Origin of the sequence: Enterobacter cloacae complex sp. EB5 (assembly GCF_031432835.1) — a bacterium.
GTDB lineage: Bacteria > Pseudomonadota > Gammaproteobacteria > Enterobacterales > Enterobacteriaceae > Enterobacter > Enterobacter hormaechei_C.
On record NZ_CP133860.1, the window covers coordinates 1,900,975 to 1,917,367 of the forward strand.

15 protein-coding genes are annotated in these 16,393 nt (G+C 54.2%); 4 read left to right on the plus strand and 11 right to left on the minus strand.

The features are described 5' to 3' along the window. Position 1: 1 nt before the first annotated feature. The 11 genes from RHN82_RS09095 to RHN82_RS09145 form a co-directional block, all read right to left on the minus strand. Positions 2-751 (minus strand): hypothetical protein, encoded by a 750-nt coding sequence (locus RHN82_RS09095; RefSeq protein ID WP_047050700.1) that lies wholly within the window; start codon positions 749-751, stop codon positions 2-4. Then, entirely contained in the window at positions 748-2,844 is a 2,097-nt protein-coding gene (locus RHN82_RS09100) for a peptidase domain-containing ABC transporter (RefSeq protein ID WP_047050699.1), read from the minus strand. The genes RHN82_RS09095 and RHN82_RS09100 overlap by 4 nt, the downstream gene beginning before the upstream one ends. 67 nt (positions 2,845-2,911) lie before the next feature. After that, the gene (locus RHN82_RS09105) at positions 2,912-3,097 is read right to left on the minus strand and encodes a hypothetical protein (RefSeq protein WP_001196016.1); all 186 of its coding nucleotides are present in this window, start codon (positions 3,095-3,097) and stop codon (positions 2,912-2,914) included. A gap of 23 nt (positions 3,098-3,120) precedes the next feature. Then, positions 3,121-3,315 carry a hypothetical protein gene (locus RHN82_RS09110; RefSeq protein WP_000644465.1) on the minus strand — a complete coding sequence of 65 codons (195 nt, stop codon included), beginning with the start codon at positions 3,313-3,315 and terminating at the stop codon, positions 3,121-3,123. Positions 3,316-3,388: 73 nt separating this feature from the next. After that, a complete protein-coding gene (locus tag RHN82_RS09115; RefSeq protein WP_047050697.1) occupies positions 3,389-4,042 on the minus strand; it encodes a hypothetical protein in 654 nt (217 codons plus the stop codon). A 6-nt stretch (positions 4,043-4,048) separates the two neighbouring features. Beyond that, positions 4,049-5,647, minus strand: a complete 1,599-nt coding sequence (locus tag RHN82_RS09120; protein ID WP_047050695.1) for a hypothetical protein — start codon at positions 5,645-5,647, stop codon at positions 4,049-4,051. Then, positions 5,625-8,219 (minus strand): CS1-pili formation C-terminal domain-containing protein, encoded by a 2,595-nt coding sequence (locus RHN82_RS09125; protein WP_047050693.1) that lies wholly within the window; start codon positions 8,217-8,219, stop codon positions 5,625-5,627. The genes RHN82_RS09120 and RHN82_RS09125 overlap by 23 nt, the downstream gene beginning before the upstream one ends. 6 nt (positions 8,220-8,225) lie before the next feature. Further along, entirely contained in the window at positions 8,226-8,903 is a 678-nt protein-coding gene (locus RHN82_RS09130; RefSeq protein WP_032626645.1) for a fimbria/pilus periplasmic chaperone, read from the minus strand. 45 nt (positions 8,904-8,948) lie between these two features. Further along, complete coding sequence (locus RHN82_RS09135) at positions 8,949-9,572, minus strand: common pilus major fimbrillin subunit EcpA (protein ID WP_003860995.1); 624 nt, start codon at positions 9,570-9,572, stop codon at positions 8,949-8,951. Positions 9,573-9,799: 227 nt separating this feature from the next. Beyond that, entirely contained in the window at positions 9,800-10,270 is a 471-nt protein-coding gene (locus RHN82_RS09140) for a hypothetical protein (protein WP_047050691.1), read from the minus strand. Between the two features lie 18 nt (positions 10,271-10,288). Beyond that, the gene (locus tag RHN82_RS09145) at positions 10,289-11,101 is read right to left on the minus strand and encodes a winged helix-turn-helix domain-containing protein (RefSeq protein WP_063160431.1); all 813 of its coding nucleotides are present in this window, start codon (positions 11,099-11,101) and stop codon (positions 10,289-10,291) included. 374 nt (positions 11,102-11,475) lie between these two features. Between RHN82_RS09145 and RHN82_RS09150 the strand changes: the two genes are divergently transcribed. The 4 genes from RHN82_RS09150 to RHN82_RS09165 are packed head-to-tail and all read left to right on the plus strand — an operon-like array spanning position 11,476 to position 16,393. After that, entirely contained in the window at positions 11,476-12,060 is a 585-nt protein-coding gene (locus RHN82_RS09150; RefSeq protein ID WP_047050688.1) for a fimbrial protein, read from the plus strand. Positions 12,061-12,112: 52 nt separating this feature from the next. Beyond that, positions 12,113-12,805 (plus strand): molecular chaperone, encoded by a 693-nt coding sequence (locus RHN82_RS09155; protein ID WP_047050687.1) that lies wholly within the window; start codon positions 12,113-12,115, stop codon positions 12,803-12,805. 15 nt (positions 12,806-12,820) lie between these two features. Continuing rightward, complete coding sequence (locus RHN82_RS09160) at positions 12,821-15,313, plus strand: fimbria/pilus outer membrane usher protein (protein WP_047050685.1); 2,493 nt, start codon at positions 12,821-12,823, stop codon at positions 15,311-15,313. A gap of 15 nt (positions 15,314-15,328) precedes the next feature. Then, positions 15,329-16,393 carry a fimbrial protein gene (locus RHN82_RS09165; RefSeq protein ID WP_047050683.1) on the plus strand — a complete coding sequence of 355 codons (1,065 nt, stop codon included), beginning with the start codon at positions 15,329-15,331 and terminating at the stop codon, positions 16,391-16,393.

Genomic DNA, 16,393 nt, shown 5'->3' on the forward strand with positions numbered 1-16,393 from the left:
GTCATCCATGATAAATCACTGAAAGATCGTCCCATGCACTCCAGAGCGTGGGGGTTTTGCGCAGCGCGTTCAGCGTGTCGGCGGCGGCCTGGCGGTAATCCTCTGGCGCATACGCCTGACTCTCCAGCCCAAACTCCGCCGCGTGCAGCGAACAGATCGGCAGCAGCGTTCGGACGCCGTAGCCATAGCGCGATAAAAACCGCGTTGAGACATCCGTTAACCACGCCTTTTGATCTCCTGCCTGGGTGGAGAACAACGGCGCATCCGGCAGGCGTTCGTCCATCAGCAACACCGTCACCAGGCGGTGAGGGGCGAAAAACGAGCTGGCGCGTCGGCCTTCGTGCGCGGCCATCAGCTTATGCAGCGCAGGGTGACGGGTAATAAACTGAAAGCGCACATCGGCTGGCGCGGTGGCGAGCAGCGCATCCACGATCAGACCAAAGCCCGCCCAGCGCATGCCCAGAAGCAGGGTGCGCGGCGAGCGGTAAAATGCCTGCTCCTGCGTCCACTGCGCCACGTACCCGTGCAGATCGAAACGAACGTTGCGAGCCCAAAGCGTGGTCGGGAAGATCTGCTCCACGAAGTTAAACCCGCTCAGCTCATGGGCGTTCTGATGCAGAAAATCAGCCGGGACATCGGCCTCCGGGCAGCGCATAAACTGGCTGTAGTTTTGTGTGATCCGGTTTGCCAGCAGCGTGCGTCCGGCCTGGCGCGCGCAGAGGCGAGCATAGAGACGCGGCAGAAACATCATGGCGCATTCTCCCGCAGGGTGCCGTTTTCCATGGTATAGAGACGCCCCTGGCAGCCCACCACGTCCGGCGAGTGGGTGACAAACACCAGGCCAATCCCCAGGCTACGCAGGTTCGCCAGCACCTTCTGCGCGGTCGTTTTATCCAGGTTCGCCGTCACTTCGTCGCAGAGCAGCAGCTTAGGCTGGCTGTACAGGGCGCGCGCCAGAACCAGACGCTGCATCTCCCCGGCAGAGAAAAAGGTATTCCCCGGCAGCATCTCCGTTTCGTAGCCGTGCGGCAGCCGGGCGACGACGTGGTCCACTTCCGCCAGCCGACACGCGGCAATGACCTGCTCTTTATCCGGCGCACTGTCAAAGCAGGCGATGTTGTCCAGAATCGAGCCGGTAAAGAGAATATCGTCCGCATGGACGATGCGGATGTGCTGACGCAGCGAGGAAAGATCGCATTCCTCAATGGGGATCTTATTGATCCGCAGCGTGCCAGACGTTGCCAGCAGCATGCCGGAGATCAGACGCAGCAGCGTGGTTTTTCCCGACCCGCTCTGGCCCACAATCACCGCTTCTTCGCCCTGCTTCAGGGTCATATTGATATGCTGTAGCGTGGCCTCCCGGCCAGGATAGGCAAATGAGACATCCTCAAATTGCAGACAGACCGGCGAGGTGACAATCCGCTTCCCAAACTGGCTGGTTTCCGAGGGGGCAAACAGCAGATCGCCCACGCGATCCAGCGGCCCCTTGAGGGCATTTTTATCCAGCAGCTTCTGCGCCACCTGCACCATGGCATCGGAAAAATAGCGCTTATAGCTGATATAGGCGTACAGCATCCCGATGCTCATCTGCCCTTCCAGGATCAGCCACGCGCCAAAGCAGACCACCAGCAGCTGCTCGGCATTGATCACCAGCAGCGAAGCCACGTCAAAGCGGGCCAGCAGCCGCTCTTTACGCATCAGTCCGGCGATGTGTTCGCGCTGGGATTTATCCATCACCGCGTCCCGGGCCTGCTCCATGTTGTTCGCTTTGAGCGTAATGATCCCTTTCTGCGTCTCCACCAGCAGGGATTCATACTGGGCGGTGCGCTCGATGGAGTCATCCACCGCCCGTTGATAGGGGCCGATCAGCGAAAAGCGGATCAGGAAAAACACGCCCATCAGCAGCATCGTCAGCAGCGCAATTTTGACGTTATACAGCAGCATAAACAGCAGGCTGGTGACGGCGATCAGGCTGGAAAAGAGAATTTGCACGTAACCATTGCTGATGAACTCCGCGCAGGCGTGGAGCGATTTCTCAATAGCCAGCACGATGCCCGGCGGGCGCGAGCGGAACCAGCTGGTCTGGGTGCGCAGCATGTAGTGGCGCACGGACTGGCTTAAATCGTCATAGGCAATGTTACGCATCAGGATCTCAAGCAGCTGCTTGAGGAATTTACCGATGACTTCAAAGATAAAGACGATAGCGAAGATCGCGGTGAGCAGGATCACCAGATCGCTGTCGCTGCGGGAAATGGCCTCATCCATAATCAGCTGCACGTAGGTGGGGCTCGCCAGCATGGTGATGAGGGTAAAAATACAGAGCACAAACAGCAGCAGCTGGCGCTGGAACAGGCTCGGGGATTTATTGGCTAACCGGCCAAGCGTAAGCTTTTCATCCGGGGATTTCTTTTCGAAGCACGGCGTGGGCTTAAGCTCAAGCACATAGCCGGAAAAGAGTTTTTCCGCCTCTTTCAGACGGTAACGACGCACGCCGCTGGCGGGGTCGTGAACGGTCACGCTGCGGCTGTCGATCTTCACGATGACCACGAAATGGTTACCGCGCCAGAAGGCGATGAGCGGCAGCTCAGACGTTTCTATTTCAGTGATTTCGCCTTTAAGCACCCGGCCAGACATATTTTTATCGCTGGCAAGGGTCATCAATTCCGCCATTGAGGTTCCCGCATCGGCGGAAACGGAAATCTCCCGGCGCAGCTGGCTGACGGAGACATGGTGGTCGTAGTGCCCCAACACCATCGCCAGGCAGGCCAGTCCACATTCGGTAAATTCATGCTGGCGAATAACAGGGGTCTTACCCTGTTTTTTATACTGAAAGAGCGAAAACATAATGATCCGTGGCTGAAATAAAAAAATGGCCCGGCAATGCGGGCCATGCGTACAACGTGCTTCTCGCTTAGGCGCTGAAGAAACCGCCGATGAAGCCGCCCACCAGGCCGAATACGCCGCCGATGGTGCCGCCCAGCGCGCCTAACATCTGGCTGCCCGCGTTATAGCCCGCGCTTGCGCCCTGAATAGCGGCAGCAAACGGATCCCAACCACCGATGATGGCCTGTGCTTTTTTGAAATCGATAACTTGCATGAGTCTTTTCCTGTTAACGTGAATTAGTTGTAGCTACCAACCAGCGCGCCCAGGAAGCCCATTGCGCCACCCAGAACTCCGCCAACCACACCGCCGACCATGCCCATGATGCTGGCGCCGGTGTCGTAACCCAGCTGTGCACCTTTAACCAGACCAGCGAACGGGTTTAACGCGCCGCCAATAATGTCTTTCGCTTCTGTGAATGAAATCGCTTTCATTTTTATCTCCTGTAGTGATGGATCTTTAGCATGATGCTAAAGGCTAATTTCCTTTTATGAAGGAAAGCGGTTGCTACGGGCAGGTGGTCAGCGGAATGATTTTATTGCCATAAATAATCATTCGTCTTGCAGCCTGCCCGGCATTATCTATTTCCAGCCGTTGCCCCGGTGGAATATATTTTGAATTGTTGTATTGCGTACTGCACCCGACCGAGGAAACATATTTAAAATAGGTATTCCCGGTATTACTCACCACCCCGTTGCTAAACGCATAATCAAAATGTCGTGTCCATGGGCGGACAATCAAAATAGCCTCAAGCGAGACCACCACATCCGACTGGATGCGCTGGCCTTTGCGCGTGATAACCTTTGCCTGGAGCGGCGTCTCGGTGAATTTTACGCGATAGTATCGCTCTTTGTTGTCATGCGGGCCGGTATAATAAAATTTAAAACCCGCGCGTTCACCGCTCCCCAGTATTAATTGCTTAGGCGAATACATGACTTCGCCGTCTTTTATTTCGGTTTCTTTTCCCTTCTCTTTAGGAACGTCTACCTGAATAAGCGAAACGGTATAATTCTGACGCTCGCTGGTATCGTTTTTTATCGGCTGAAAAACAACTTCTTTCTCAGGCAGAAAATCAATATTCAGACTTTCGATAATTAAAGCATTTGCCCCTGTGGAAATGAAGCAATTTATTGCAAAAATAGCCAGGAATTTTCCAGTCATGGTTGATTAATTCCAGGATGCGCTAACATCTATTCTTCCCTGCGCGGTCACTTCGCCAAACCAGCTATTTCCGTCATAGGTGGTTTTCGATACCGGATTATCCATAACGAACTGGAGGATCAGCGGCGTTTTCCAGAGCCACATATCGGTCACGCCGGAGCTCATTTTGTCCCACTCTTCCGCATGGGTGGCCGGCGCCGGGATCGACAGTACTTCGCCTTTACAGTTGTGCGCCATCAGCGTCTGGCTTTTCCCCACCAGCACGTTGCCCGGAATGGGAACCGTGAAGCCGTTACCGCTGAAGGCGCAGTAGTCCACCCCATTCAGGCTTTGGGTAGGCCCGGTGACTTTTACCGTGACCGCAATCGCCGCATCTTTTTGCGCCCCGCTGTAGGTGATGGTGTAGGGGATCTCAATGGGCGTTTCGCCGATGGCGCCTTTCCCGGAGCCGCCCAGACCGTCAGGATCGAGGGTGTAATCCGGGCTGTCTGGCACAATCTCCAGCCCGGGCTCGATAGGGTTTATCACCAGGCCGCCCCCCGGCTGGAAGCAGAAATCCGCCGCCAGCGAACTGTTGCCGGGCGTCAGGCACAGGCTGACGATATTGCCAATGCTGCTGCCGTCCCCCGCCTGCGCCACGCTCAGAATCAACGCTTTCGGCAAAAAGATTTTAAGGGACGCTTTGCCGCCGTTTTTCTGCGGTGCCGCGAGGAAGGTGTTCGCCAGGACACGCGTATCGCTCAGGATACCGCCGGAGATGCTGTACCAGGTGTTTTCATCGAAGGTCAGCTCGGCGGCAAGCCCGGTGCCGCCGCTCATGTGCGATTGCAGCACGCTGTTGACGCGGGAAGAGGTGAGCGCCAGCCCCCCGTTGTAACCGGAGATATCTTCCCCAACAAACGTGTATTCGAGCAGGTCGCACAGGACGCCAGAGACCGTGTTGCGGGTGTATTTGGTGCAGGTGGCCCCCGTTGATCCATCGACAATCGTCACCTCACCGCTGATCGGGTCAATCCCCAGGTTGAGCGCCCTGGCGTTGGTCATGGTCAGCGTGCCCACCTTGTGAAGCGTATTGGTGGTTGTCACTTTGTTGATGGAGCTGATTTGCGGCGTGGAGGTGATGGTCACTTCATCCCCTGGCGCGGCGTTGAGCAGATAGTTAAAGAACGGATCGCCCAGGACCCAGCGCCCGTATGACGTGCCGGGCTCCATCACCGGCGGCTTAACCACCATCGACGTGTCGGTATAGCTGGTCGTCGGGGTGTACCCCGTGTTGCCGCAGGACGAGGAACACGCCGTCCCTTTGAAGAACGGAGAGGCGCTGGAACCGGTCACCGAAAAGTCGATGGTCAGCGCGCTGCCTGCTGGACCGCTGTAGCTGTTGTCCGGGATGTAAGTGGCGATACCGTTATTCGTTTTCGCACTCAGGGTCGGCCATTCGCGCGAACCGTGTAAAAACGCGGTCGACGTGCTGTTCAGACTAAACAGCCCCGCGCTGTTTCCCGTCCCGTTATTGTCCGGGTTATTAATGGCGAAATAGGGTAGCTCCTGCGCCTGGGCCGCCGCGCTCATCAGCAGTAAATTAAGAGCGAATATCTTTTTCATCGTCACGTTCCTGCGTTCCTTTTGCTTCCTGCCAGACGAAATCGCCTTTTTCGCAGGAGATGTCCCCGAGCCACAGCGCACCGCGGTTAGACTCAATGTCCAGGCGCACTTCGCAGACGCTGTCGTCCGGCGTGGCGATACTCAGGACAGGGTTGTTCTTATCAACGTCGATCACGAAGCGTCCGTCGTTTTCCGTCCGGGTCAGCCCGACGTGGTTTTTGATCTGCATGGCGCCAACCGGGGCCCCGTTTGCATCCACAAGACGACCAAACAGGGTGACGATTTTCTTCACCTGCGGCTTCATCACCACGGTATTGCCCGGGTAAACCGTGATATGGCGACGCGCATTCGCGCCAATCTCATAGCTTTCCGTACCGGTTTCACTGTTCATCACTTCCAGGTCATAAGCCTGGTATGCCGGCAGCGACAGCCAGGTTTTATCCCCTTTGATGCGTTCCGCCCGGCCGTTAAGCTTCAGGGTCAGCGCTTCATCAGATTTGAGACCGGTACTGACAATCACCCCTGCGCTTTCGGTACCTTTCCCGGCGGCGATGGCCTCTTTGGACCAGCCCACGCTGCCGTCACTGGTCAGCGTGGAGTTCCAGCCTTTACTCATGCCGCTCTGGACGCTGAGGATGTTGCTGTTCCACGGCGTGTCGAAGTTCACGCTGCCGCCGCCGCTTACGCTGCGATCCTGGCGGCTGTTAAAGGCTTTCGAGACGTTGGCGGTAGCCGATTTCAGGTAATCGCCCTCAAACTGGCGGCTGGCGCTGACGTTCAGCGCCGTGCCGGTATCGCGATTGTGGGAAACGCCAACCGACACGGTATTGCCGAGCGGTATGGCGAAATCGAGCATCACGTAACGATCTTTCTCTTCGTAATACCCGTCGTATTTGTTGCGCGACATCCCCACCCGCAGGCGCGCCGTACCGTAGCGACCGGCGTATAACCCCTGGGAGTAGTCCAGCTGATAGCGTTTGTAGTGGTAAAGGTCGTCCTCCTGGCGCATCAGGCTCAGGTTGCCCGCCGAGGGCAGGCCGAACGACGGCAGGCTAAAGGAGGCGCCCCAGGTGTTGCCCTTGCTCTCATAGATATCGAGGAACTTGCCGCTGGAGAGCTGTTCATGGGAGTACCACACCGAGCCGATCTGCCACGGCAGGCTGAGATTCGCCCCATAGTTGGCGCGGTACGTTCCGTCGGAGGCAGCCATGGTCTGGGTATTCACCGAGAAATAGCCCGTCAGGTTCAGGGAGGCCCACAGCTCGCTGACGATATGTTCCCGCATCATGTAGGTAGAGGCGTTCCAGTCGACCATCCCGCTACGCTTGCTGAACGAGGCCCCCACCAGCGACATGGTGTCTTTATGTTTGGTGTCGTAATCGTAGTAGTAGGTGTTGTCCTGCTCGTTTTTGCGTTTCGCGTATTTTTTATAATTGACGACGGATTTATCGCGGCTATACATCCCGCCCCACATCTGCCAGCGCAGCGTTTCCGACACGTTGCTGGAGAACGGCTTATTTACGGTGTACATGCTGCGCGACACGGTGCGGCTTCCGCTCACCACTTCAACTTCGACGCTGTAGATCCCGTAGGGCAGGCTGCTGGTGTCAATTTCATGGTTGCCGACGTCAAAGCGCTGAATGCCGATAAGCTGCCCGTCACGACGAATACGGGCCTCGCCCGCCGTGGGGAAATAGACCACCACCGGCGTCAGAGAGAGCGTGTTATCGCGCTTGCGGGAGTTGGCCTGGTTGCCCATGGAAACGCCGTAGACTTCCCCGCCGGAAATCCCGCTGACGCTCGCCAGAGACTGCATCGCCCAGCCGTTCAGCATGCCTGCGGCGTAGCGCATCCCCTGATAGTCGCGCTCCCACATGACCGCGTTCATCTGGGTATCGCTGCTGCTCTCGTTGACGTAGCCAGAGCCGTCGATCAGCACATGATCGACACCCATTGAGATCCAGTTTCTTGCGTTCAGATAGCCCGACGACCAGCTGTCACCGTAGCCGCTCTCGGTGTGATACGCCCCGAGGTTGTAGGAGAACGTGCCGCTCAGGTCGTCGGACGTCGGGGCATCAATGTCCACCTCACGCGGGCGAATATTCACCCCGTAGTCGTTCTGCGACAGATTCAGCAACAGGCGCATTTTTTTCTGATCCAGCTCGAACGCCGAACCCGCACTTACGGGAATGCGCATCTGGTCATCGAACTGCTTGTCGTTAATGCTCTGCAATAACGTTCGCATCTCTTTTGACAGACGAATGCCGTTATCAGACTCCTGGACCTGAACATCCCTCAGCCCCAGCTTCAGATCTTTTGCAAAGAGCGTCACGTCACCGATACGAACGTATTCGCTCGCCGTGCCTTCGTGGTTGCCTTGTTGTGCTGAGTGTGGACGCGTATTCACCAGATAGACGGGAATTTTGATCCCCTGCTCCAGCAGTGCATAAAGCGAGTCGGGAAAACGGTAATTAGCGATAACCACGGAGCTTGAGGCTGCATGCGCAAGCGCGGGCAGCGTGCCGGATGCGCAAGCCATCATCACCGGCAACACTAATTTATTTTTCACCATGCATCCTTACTTAACAGGAATGAACTGTTTCAGGTCCCATATTCCGAGATGAAAATGGTTATCCGTAACGTTGATATCCTCGATAGCGCGCGAGGTCTCTGGCATCAGGTAGAAGTTTTTGCTACACGGCGTGCTCGGGGATTCCGGATTCGGCTTCAGGCAGGTCCCGGTCGCATTGACGCGGAACGAGGTGTTCCCTTTATTGGTTATTTTTCCCGCCACATAGACGAAGTCGATCTTCTTATCCCGGGGCTGAACCACCAGAATGGTGCTCACCACCGCGCGCGTCATCCCGGTGCCGTTTTTTGGCGAACCGCTGTCCACCTCTTCGCTTACCCCTTCATCCGTGAAGGTAATGCGGTAGTAACGCTCTTTGTTATCGGCGTTCCCGTGATAGTAAAATTTGACGATATTGCTGGTACCGGCGGGCATCACCATGCGCGTGGGCGTCAGCAACAGCTCGTCCACTTTCTCCGGATTAATGACGATCCCTTCATCCATTGGGCTGCTGATCCGCTGTGCGCGAACAGAAACAATACGCACGCTGTCTGCTTCGTTTTTTATTTCCTTGGCGGTGGAGTCAGCATCCGCAGGAATAATGGTGGTGACTTTTCCCACATTAATGGCCAGCGCGGAGGAAGAGATAAATAATAAAAATAAGAAGGCGGATTTGAGGTTAAACATGCTATTTCCCTAAACAGGGGCTTGCGCCCCTGGATCGATCAGGCCTTAGCCCCAGGTTGCGCGGAACGCAACAGACACGGTCCCTTCCCACAGGCTGTTGGTCAGGTCTTTGAACTCTTTCGCCGTACCGGCGTTGTCCTGAGCGGAGTCAACGTAGAAGACAAATTTGTCCTGGCCGGTAATTTCGGTATCTGCCGCCGCGCCTGCGCTGGTGGTCAGGTTCCACAGGCCAGAAGAGACGCCGGTGTTAGAAGAGGAATCAACCAGCGTGGTCCATGCGGTTGATTTCGCCCCCACGGTGCCACCGATAGAGCCCAGGTCGTTACCGCCCCAGCGCGCGCCTACCTTCAGTTTGGTCGCTTCACCACCCACGCTGAACAGCGTGTTGTTTGAATCGTCGAGGATAGCTTCGAGTTTGAAGCTGGTCGCCGTAGAGTGATCGCCACGGATAGCCACATCAAACAGACCGGTATCGGTGTTGAAAGATTTGGTATTGGCGCTGTAAACGAAGTTCAGAGCACGCGTTGGCGTAACAACCAGATCGGATTCGCTGTCTTTGGTCGCGGTTGCCTGCCAGGTGGCAGAAGCCGTCGTTTCTGCTGCATTAACTGCGCTCAGGGCAGAAACAGACAGCAGGGAGCCCAGAACGATAGCGTTCAGTTTGTTCATTTATTTAGTCCTTCAAAAAAGAATCCACGAGTATAAAAAGGGGAGCCCCTTTTTCGAGGCGGAGTATAGACAGCCGCAAAATAACGAGGCAATACAGAAAAATTCACTCGACGAAGAGCAACAATAAAAATATAAATAAATTTCTCGTATCTTATTGTTACGTATTGAGTAAATTACTCAATTTCCCGAGTAATAGATAAATATCGATTTTTCAATAAAGAGAAATATCAGGACGTCGGGACAGCCACGCACATCATTACAGGCAACACCAGCCCCTTAATTAACCACGCATGTTTTTTTACGCTGGTAATATAGAAGAAGTTGATATTATCAAGTAACATTTCGTTTACAACGCCATCCGGTGCCGCATCATCTTCAGATTTATTCAGCTTTTTATCCTTAATATAAAAGATATTGCTTCCGTCGACTTTTTCCACGCTGAGCGTGTAATTTCGGTCAATCAGGTAGCTTTTGCCCTCTTTCTTGAGTACGCCTTTATGAATAACCGTCACAACATCTTTGTTGTTAAACAGGAAAAGCGTGGTTAGCGACATATCGGTTGACTCACCCGTGGAATAGGTTTTCCAGGAAATGGTATCTGACTGGCAGCCAAACCCCTCATCCTGCGTTCTGGTAAAATAGACCCATAACAACGCTATGACAGACAGCGTCAGTACGATACTGAACAGTACACTCATTTTAGTCCTTGACATATTTTAACTCCCGGTCAGGCTTCTGTAAGAAATGCAGTTCTTATAATCGTCGATACTGTCCTGCTGATAACAGATGGCCAGGAAATAATTTTCTATCTGCGACTTTTTAAACCTGGAATAGTAAGCATCTGCAACCTGGTGTTGACAGTCGATATGTTGACTGGCAATGACCTCTTTTACGTGATTAAAGTAGTGCTGTCGCGGCTGATACATATTCTTATCGATCAGGTATACCGTACACCGGTCCACTTTACCGAGCAGATGCATATCAGAATATTTCAGGCTCTCGGCATAGGAATCCCTTTGGTGCAACAGTAAAACAGCGGTGCCGATAACGGTAATCAGTAATAACGTGCAGAGAGAAATAAAGAGTCTGTGCAGCGATATTAATTGTTTAGGCGGATCGGCATCTTTCTTATGCGCAAGCGTATCGAATGCGTCAGAGGCAGATTGTTCGCTAACCGTTGAAACAACCGGCGGCCTGACCGTGTGATGTTCAATATGCGCGGCAAGGCTAAATCCCTTGCCACGTATCGTTTTTATCAGTAAAGGGTCGCATCCTAATGTACGAAATGCTTTTCTGATTTCACTTATGGCAACATTCAGACTCACCGAAGAACCGGAGAAACCATGATCCTCCCAGACCTTCTTTATCAGGTCATCTCTGTCGAGTGTTTTACCATTATTGATGATAAGTTCATAAAGCAGACGACCCGCCTGGTTAGATAACTTAATGGATGACTCTTCCTCTCCATTAATCATGATCATACCGGTGTCGACTTCATAAAGCATTGTGAGATCAATGAGATACTTCATATTATTATTACGCCATTGTTAAAATTTTGTGCATTTGCCAGGCAATAATAAGTCTAAAGTTTGTGTGGTCAAGTCGCGTGATATTAATTAAGAGATGAATTCATAAAGCTTCATTAATTAACGATTATTAAATCATTAATAAAAATCTTCGAACTTCCGCATTTAGGTTAAAACATTAAAAAAAACGCCACCGCAAGATTATAATCTTAAACTTTCGAAGTTGTTGGAATAATGTTTTGTTATGTACTTTTTTAGTGCAACATAATATCGTCAAAGCATTTTCCCGAGTCGCCATGCGTCTAGCCGGTACATCAGGGACATGTGTAGCCGTTTAACATTCATTTTAAATAACACAAATCTTTATGGAGTTTATCATGTTCAAATCGATCATGACCGTATCACTGCTGGCCGCCGCTATTGCTTCTACCAGCGCAATGGCCGCAGACAATTCGGCGGGTGGTATCATTAACTTTACCGGCGCAATTACCGATACAACCTGTACCATTAACGGCGGTAAAAGCGCGGACTTTACCGTTGCGCTTTCCCCTATTTCGGTAAAAGATGCAGGCACCACGGTTGGCCTGATCACGAAGAATAAAAAATCTATTGCGCTGACGTTCTCTGGTTGTTCACCAGCAGCCGGGACGACCGGTACCCCGCTGAAAGTGTATTTCTCCAGCGCGGATAATATTTCCACTGACGGTAAATACCTGCTGAATAACAGCGTGAACGAAAGCGATGCCAGCGTGGCACGTAATGTCGGCTTTGCGTTAGTGGAGCCAGGTTCGTCTACGCCTATTACCCTGAACCAGCCTTACACGACAAATATTATGGGTACAGCGACCGCGCCAGATTCCGAAACGCTGACGCTGGATGTTTATTACTATAAAACGAACGCCGCTGCCGCCACCGTGGGCGAGTTAAGTTCCAACGTAACGTATACCATTTCCTACCTGTAATAGTGATTATTCAGGCTCTGTTTTCGCAGAGCCTGTATTTAAGGTTGCAATCATGCGCAAGGCAATTTTGCTGGCAGGCTTACTGCTAAGCACGGGTCACTCATGGGCCAATATTGTCATTAATGGCACCCGTGTCCTTTATCCTGAAAATAACAAAGAGGTGATCGTCCAGTTAATGAATACGGGCGATGCACCCGCTCTGGTGCAATCCTGGATAGATGACGGTGATATAAATTCTACGCCGGAAACAGCCAATGTGCCGTTTCTGCTGTCGCCGCCGGTGATAAAGGTTAACGAACATAATGGTCAACAGCTTCGTATTAAAAAGCTGCCGTCCAGCTTGCCTGCGGATCGCGAATCCGTCTTTTTCCTGAATGTCCTCGACATTCCGCCCAGACCTGAAAATCTGCAAAACCAGAATACCGTCCAGCTGGCAATTAAATCCCGTATCAAACTTTTTTACCGGCCCGCTGCGCTGAAAGGCACGCTGGATGACGCGGTGGCGAAACTGACGCTCGACGCCGACGGCGATCGCTTTCGCATTACAAATAACAGTCCGTTCCATATTACGGTCGCCAATGTTTCGCTGGGTAAAACGAAATTGCTCCAGGAGTCCCCGATGGTTTCCCCGTTTGGGCAGCTGACGGTCGCCGCCAAAAATACGGTTAAGCGCGGACAGACCTTCCAGCTGATGTATGTGGACGATCTTGGCGCGTATAAAACCCGGACTTTCACCAGTCAGTGATCGGAAAGACTCACCATGAAAATGAAACAAAACAGACTCTGTCTGCTGGCAGTCTGCACGCTTCTGCTTTCGCATAAATCAGGGGCCGTCTCGTTTGATCCCTCCCTGCTTGCTGGCGCATCCGGTGAGTCCGATCTGTCTCGCTTTTCCGAAAACAACGCCATGCCTGCCGGCAGTCAGGAGATGGATATCTACGTAAACGGCAGCTGGAAGGGACGTTATACCGTCATCTACGGCGAGCAGCGTGACGACATCCGCCTTGCCTGGAAAGATGCCCGGTCGCTGGGCATCAACACCACGTCCGTGCCTGCGCCCGCCATTGCGCACGGGCAGGTCCAGCTGCGCGATCTGGTTCAGGGCGGTGAAGTCAAAACCGATACCAGCACCCTGAGTCTGGCGCTTACCGTTCCGCAGGCGGCCGTGCTGCGTACTGAAGAAGGTTACATTGCCCCCCAGTTCTGGGACGAGGGGATACCGGCGCTGATGCTCTCGTGGAACACGACCTGGTACAACACCCGCGCGAAAGGCACTGCGAAAGACACAAATGATGATTTTTATGCCGGGCTGGATTCCGGCGCCAACCTGTTCGGCTGGCAGTTTCGCGACAGCAGCGCCTGGCGGAAAACGGCCAGCGGAGAGAGTAGCTGGCAGAATAATACCCGCTACCTGCGCCGTCCCCTGGCCTCGCTGAAATCCAACCTGACGCTGGGTGACTTTTATATTCCTGGCGATCTGTTTGATTCCCTGCGCGTGCGCGGCGTGTCGCTGGCGTCGGACATGAAGATGCGCCCAAATTCACAGCAGGGTTTTTCACCGGTGGTTCACGGCGTGGCGCGGACGAACGCCCTGGTGAAAGTTATCCAGAATGGCAACGTGATCTATCAGGAGAACGTGCCGCCGGGCCAGTTTACCCTCGACAGCATTCAGCCTACCGGCTCCGCGGGCGATTTGCTGGTGGTGGTGCGTGAGGCGGACGGTTCACAGCAGTCCTTCACGGTGCCGTTTTCCGCCGTGCCCGGGATGCTAAAAGAAGGGGTGAGTCAGTACAGCGTGGTGGCGGGTAAAGTGCACCAGAACACGCTCGATGCCGAACCCGCATTCATGCAGGCCACGCTGCGCTACGGGTTTAATAACCTCATCACCGGGTATACCGGGACGATTATTAGCGATAACTACCAGGCCGGGCTTGTCGGTACCGGGTGGAACCTTCCGTTTGGCGCGGTTTCGTTTGATGTCACCCACGCCAAAACCACCCTACAGGATCGCACCAGCAGCGGTCAGAGTTATCGCGTGTCGTACAGCAAATTTATCGATACCACCGCCACCAACTTCACCCTGGCGGCCTATCGCTATTCCACTAAAGGCTATTACAGCTTCAGCGACGCGCTCTATTCGCGCGAAGGGTATCAGCGCCTGAGAGCGCAGTACGACGACTATGAAGATCGGTTTGGCGTTGCGCCCGACATGTCGCTAAGCACCTGGGACGCCCTGCGCGCGGCGCAGCCCAAGAATACCTTTACGCTTAACCTTAATCAGCGCCTGCTCGATAACTGGGGCACGGTGTTTGTCTCCGGCACACAACGCGATTACTGGAACTCACAGCAAACCACGCGCGAATACCAGATGGGCTATTCCAACGCCATCGGCCGCGCCAGCTATACCCTGTCGGCCAGCCGGGTACGGAACAGGGACAGTGAAGAAGAGACGCGCCTTTACCTCTCCCTCAGCCTGCCGTTCTCGCTGTTTGATAATAATGCGTGGATCACCTCCAGCCTGACGGCCAGCGATTCGCATTACGAACAGAGCAATATCAGCATGAGCGGAAACGCGCTGGCGTCGAACCGCCTGAGCTACACCCTCTCCGGCAGTAATGCGCGGGGGGGTAAAAATGCGGCAAGCGTTAACGCCGCGTACCGTTCGAACTTCGCGACACTCGGTGGCTCTTACAGCGAATCCTCCGACTACCGCCAGACCGGGCTCAGCGGACGCGGAAGCCTGGTGGCCTACCCGTGGCACGTTCTCGCCTCAAACGAAACCGGCACAACCATGACTATCGTCGATGCGCCAAAGGCGGAGGGGCTGATGGTGAACGGCGATGAAAGCATTATGACGAACCGCGATGGCGTGGCGCTGGTGCCTTACGCCACCCCGTATCGCAAAAACGCCATTACGTTAACTGAAACGGAAAACAGCGCTGGCGCGGAGGTGATCGGCAATATGGCTAACGTGGCCCCTTACGACGGGGCGGTGAGTTATATCCGCTTCGAAACCGACAAGCGCCAGTCATGGGTACTTCATGCGACGCGCGCCGACGGCAAACCGCTGCCCTTTGGCACCGAAGTGCTGGATGAACACGGTGGATCTGTCGGGTATGTCGGCCAGGCCAGCGTACTGTATATCCGCGCTGAACAGCCGCCACGCACGCTCAACGTGCATCTCCGCGGCGGAAAGTGCGAAATCTCCTCCCCGGCCTGGGGGCTGAACAGCCCCTCATCGGTTTGCCATTAATTACGGATTATCAAAATGTTACGATCATTCATGTTCCTGCTCCTCACCAGCGTTAGCGGGATGAGCTATGCCACCTGCTCCGGCAGCAGCATCGTTTATGGCACACCGATTACTATTGATTTATCGGATAAGCTGAGCCCGGCCACGCCCACATGGACCGGCAGCTTCACCACCCAGTACAGCGGCTCGTTCAACTGTACGACGGGTAACAGTGAATTTTCTTACACGCCGATACTCTCGACCGACAGCAAATACGCCACCATCCTCGGGTTCAGCAACAACAAGTATATGGTGCGGGCGGAGATCACCAATCCCCCGGCCAATAAAACCCTGTCTGCCAGCGGTAGCCATACGGCGTCTGAGCTGAACACACCGTTTACGGTTCGCTTCACCCTCGTTAACCAGAGCGGCACCACCCTGACGGGGGATACGGCGAACATGAGCGACGTTCTGTTCGTCAGCGACATGAGCGGATTGTCGATTTTGGAAATCATCCTCTGGCCAATTAATCAGGTCATCAAAATCGCCCAGTGGTTATTCAGCGGGTTCAAGTGGCCTTACGACAACCGTGATATGTTTGGTCAGCCGATGATCATCAAATACGCGCCAAAACTGACTACCTGTTCCTTTGATAATGCGGGGCTGACCGTGGCGCTGCCGACGCTCGGCATTCCCCAGCTCAGTGCATCCTCACAGCCGGGGCTGACGCCTTTTTCACTGAACATGAGCTGTCAGAACGTCGGGGTTAACGGCAATTCCGATCGGTCAATTGAGATGTTTCTGTCCAGCACGCAGCTGCTTTCGACCGACAGCTCGGTGCTGATCGACAGCAGCAGTAGCGCGGCGCAGGGCGTGGGGCTACGCCTGATAAAACGTGACGCCCCGCAAACGCCGGTGACCTTCTCTACCTCGACCACCAGCCGTGGCAACGCCACAATGATTTTCAGCGTGGCGGCTGGCGCGGCGCTGGACGAACATTTCACCCTTCCGATGGCGGCGTATTATTACGTGTGGGCGCCCGCCCAGGTGAGCCAGGGTAAGATCAATACATCGGCTACGCTGAATATTATCTACCCCTGA

Coding starts and splice junctions, on each gene's coding strand:
- RHN82_RS09095 (WP_047050700.1), bottom strand. CDS start 751: ATGATGTTTCTGCCGCGTCTCTATGCTCGCCTCTGCGCGCGCCAGGCC.
- RHN82_RS09100 (WP_047050699.1), bottom strand. CDS start 2,844: ATGTTTTCGCTCTTTCAGTATAAAAAACAGGGTAAGACCCCTGTTATT.
- RHN82_RS09105 (WP_001196016.1), bottom strand. CDS start 3,097: ATGCAAGTTATCGATTTCAAAAAAGCACAGGCCATCATCGGTGGTTGG.
- RHN82_RS09110 (WP_000644465.1), bottom strand. CDS start 3,315: ATGAAAGCGATTTCATTCACAGAAGCGAAAGACATTATTGGCGGCGCG.
- RHN82_RS09115 (WP_047050697.1), bottom strand. CDS start 4,042: ATGACTGGAAAATTCCTGGCTATTTTTGCAATAAATTGCTTCATTTCC.
- RHN82_RS09120 (WP_047050695.1), bottom strand. CDS start 5,647: ATGAAAAAGATATTCGCTCTTAATTTACTGCTGATGAGCGCGGCGGCC.
- RHN82_RS09125 (WP_047050693.1), bottom strand. CDS start 8,219: ATGGTGAAAAATAAATTAGTGTTGCCGGTGATGATGGCTTGCGCATCC.
- RHN82_RS09130 (WP_032626645.1), bottom strand. CDS start 8,903: ATGTTTAACCTCAAATCCGCCTTCTTATTTTTATTATTTATCTCTTCC.
- RHN82_RS09135 (WP_003860995.1), bottom strand. CDS start 9,572: ATGAACAAACTGAACGCTATCGTTCTGGGCTCCCTGCTGTCTGTTTCT.
- RHN82_RS09140 (WP_047050691.1), bottom strand. CDS start 10,270: ATGAGTGTACTGTTCAGTATCGTACTGACGCTGTCTGTCATAGCGTTG.
- RHN82_RS09145 (WP_063160431.1), bottom strand. CDS start 11,101: ATGAAGTATCTCATTGATCTCACAATGCTTTATGAAGTCGACACCGGT.
- RHN82_RS09150 (WP_047050688.1), top strand. CDS start 11,476: ATGTTCAAATCGATCATGACCGTATCACTGCTGGCCGCCGCTATTGCT.
- RHN82_RS09155 (WP_047050687.1), top strand. CDS start 12,113: ATGCGCAAGGCAATTTTGCTGGCAGGCTTACTGCTAAGCACGGGTCAC.
- RHN82_RS09160 (WP_047050685.1), top strand. CDS start 12,821: ATGAAAATGAAACAAAACAGACTCTGTCTGCTGGCAGTCTGCACGCTT.
- RHN82_RS09165 (WP_047050683.1), top strand. CDS start 15,329: ATGTTACGATCATTCATGTTCCTGCTCCTCACCAGCGTTAGCGGGATG.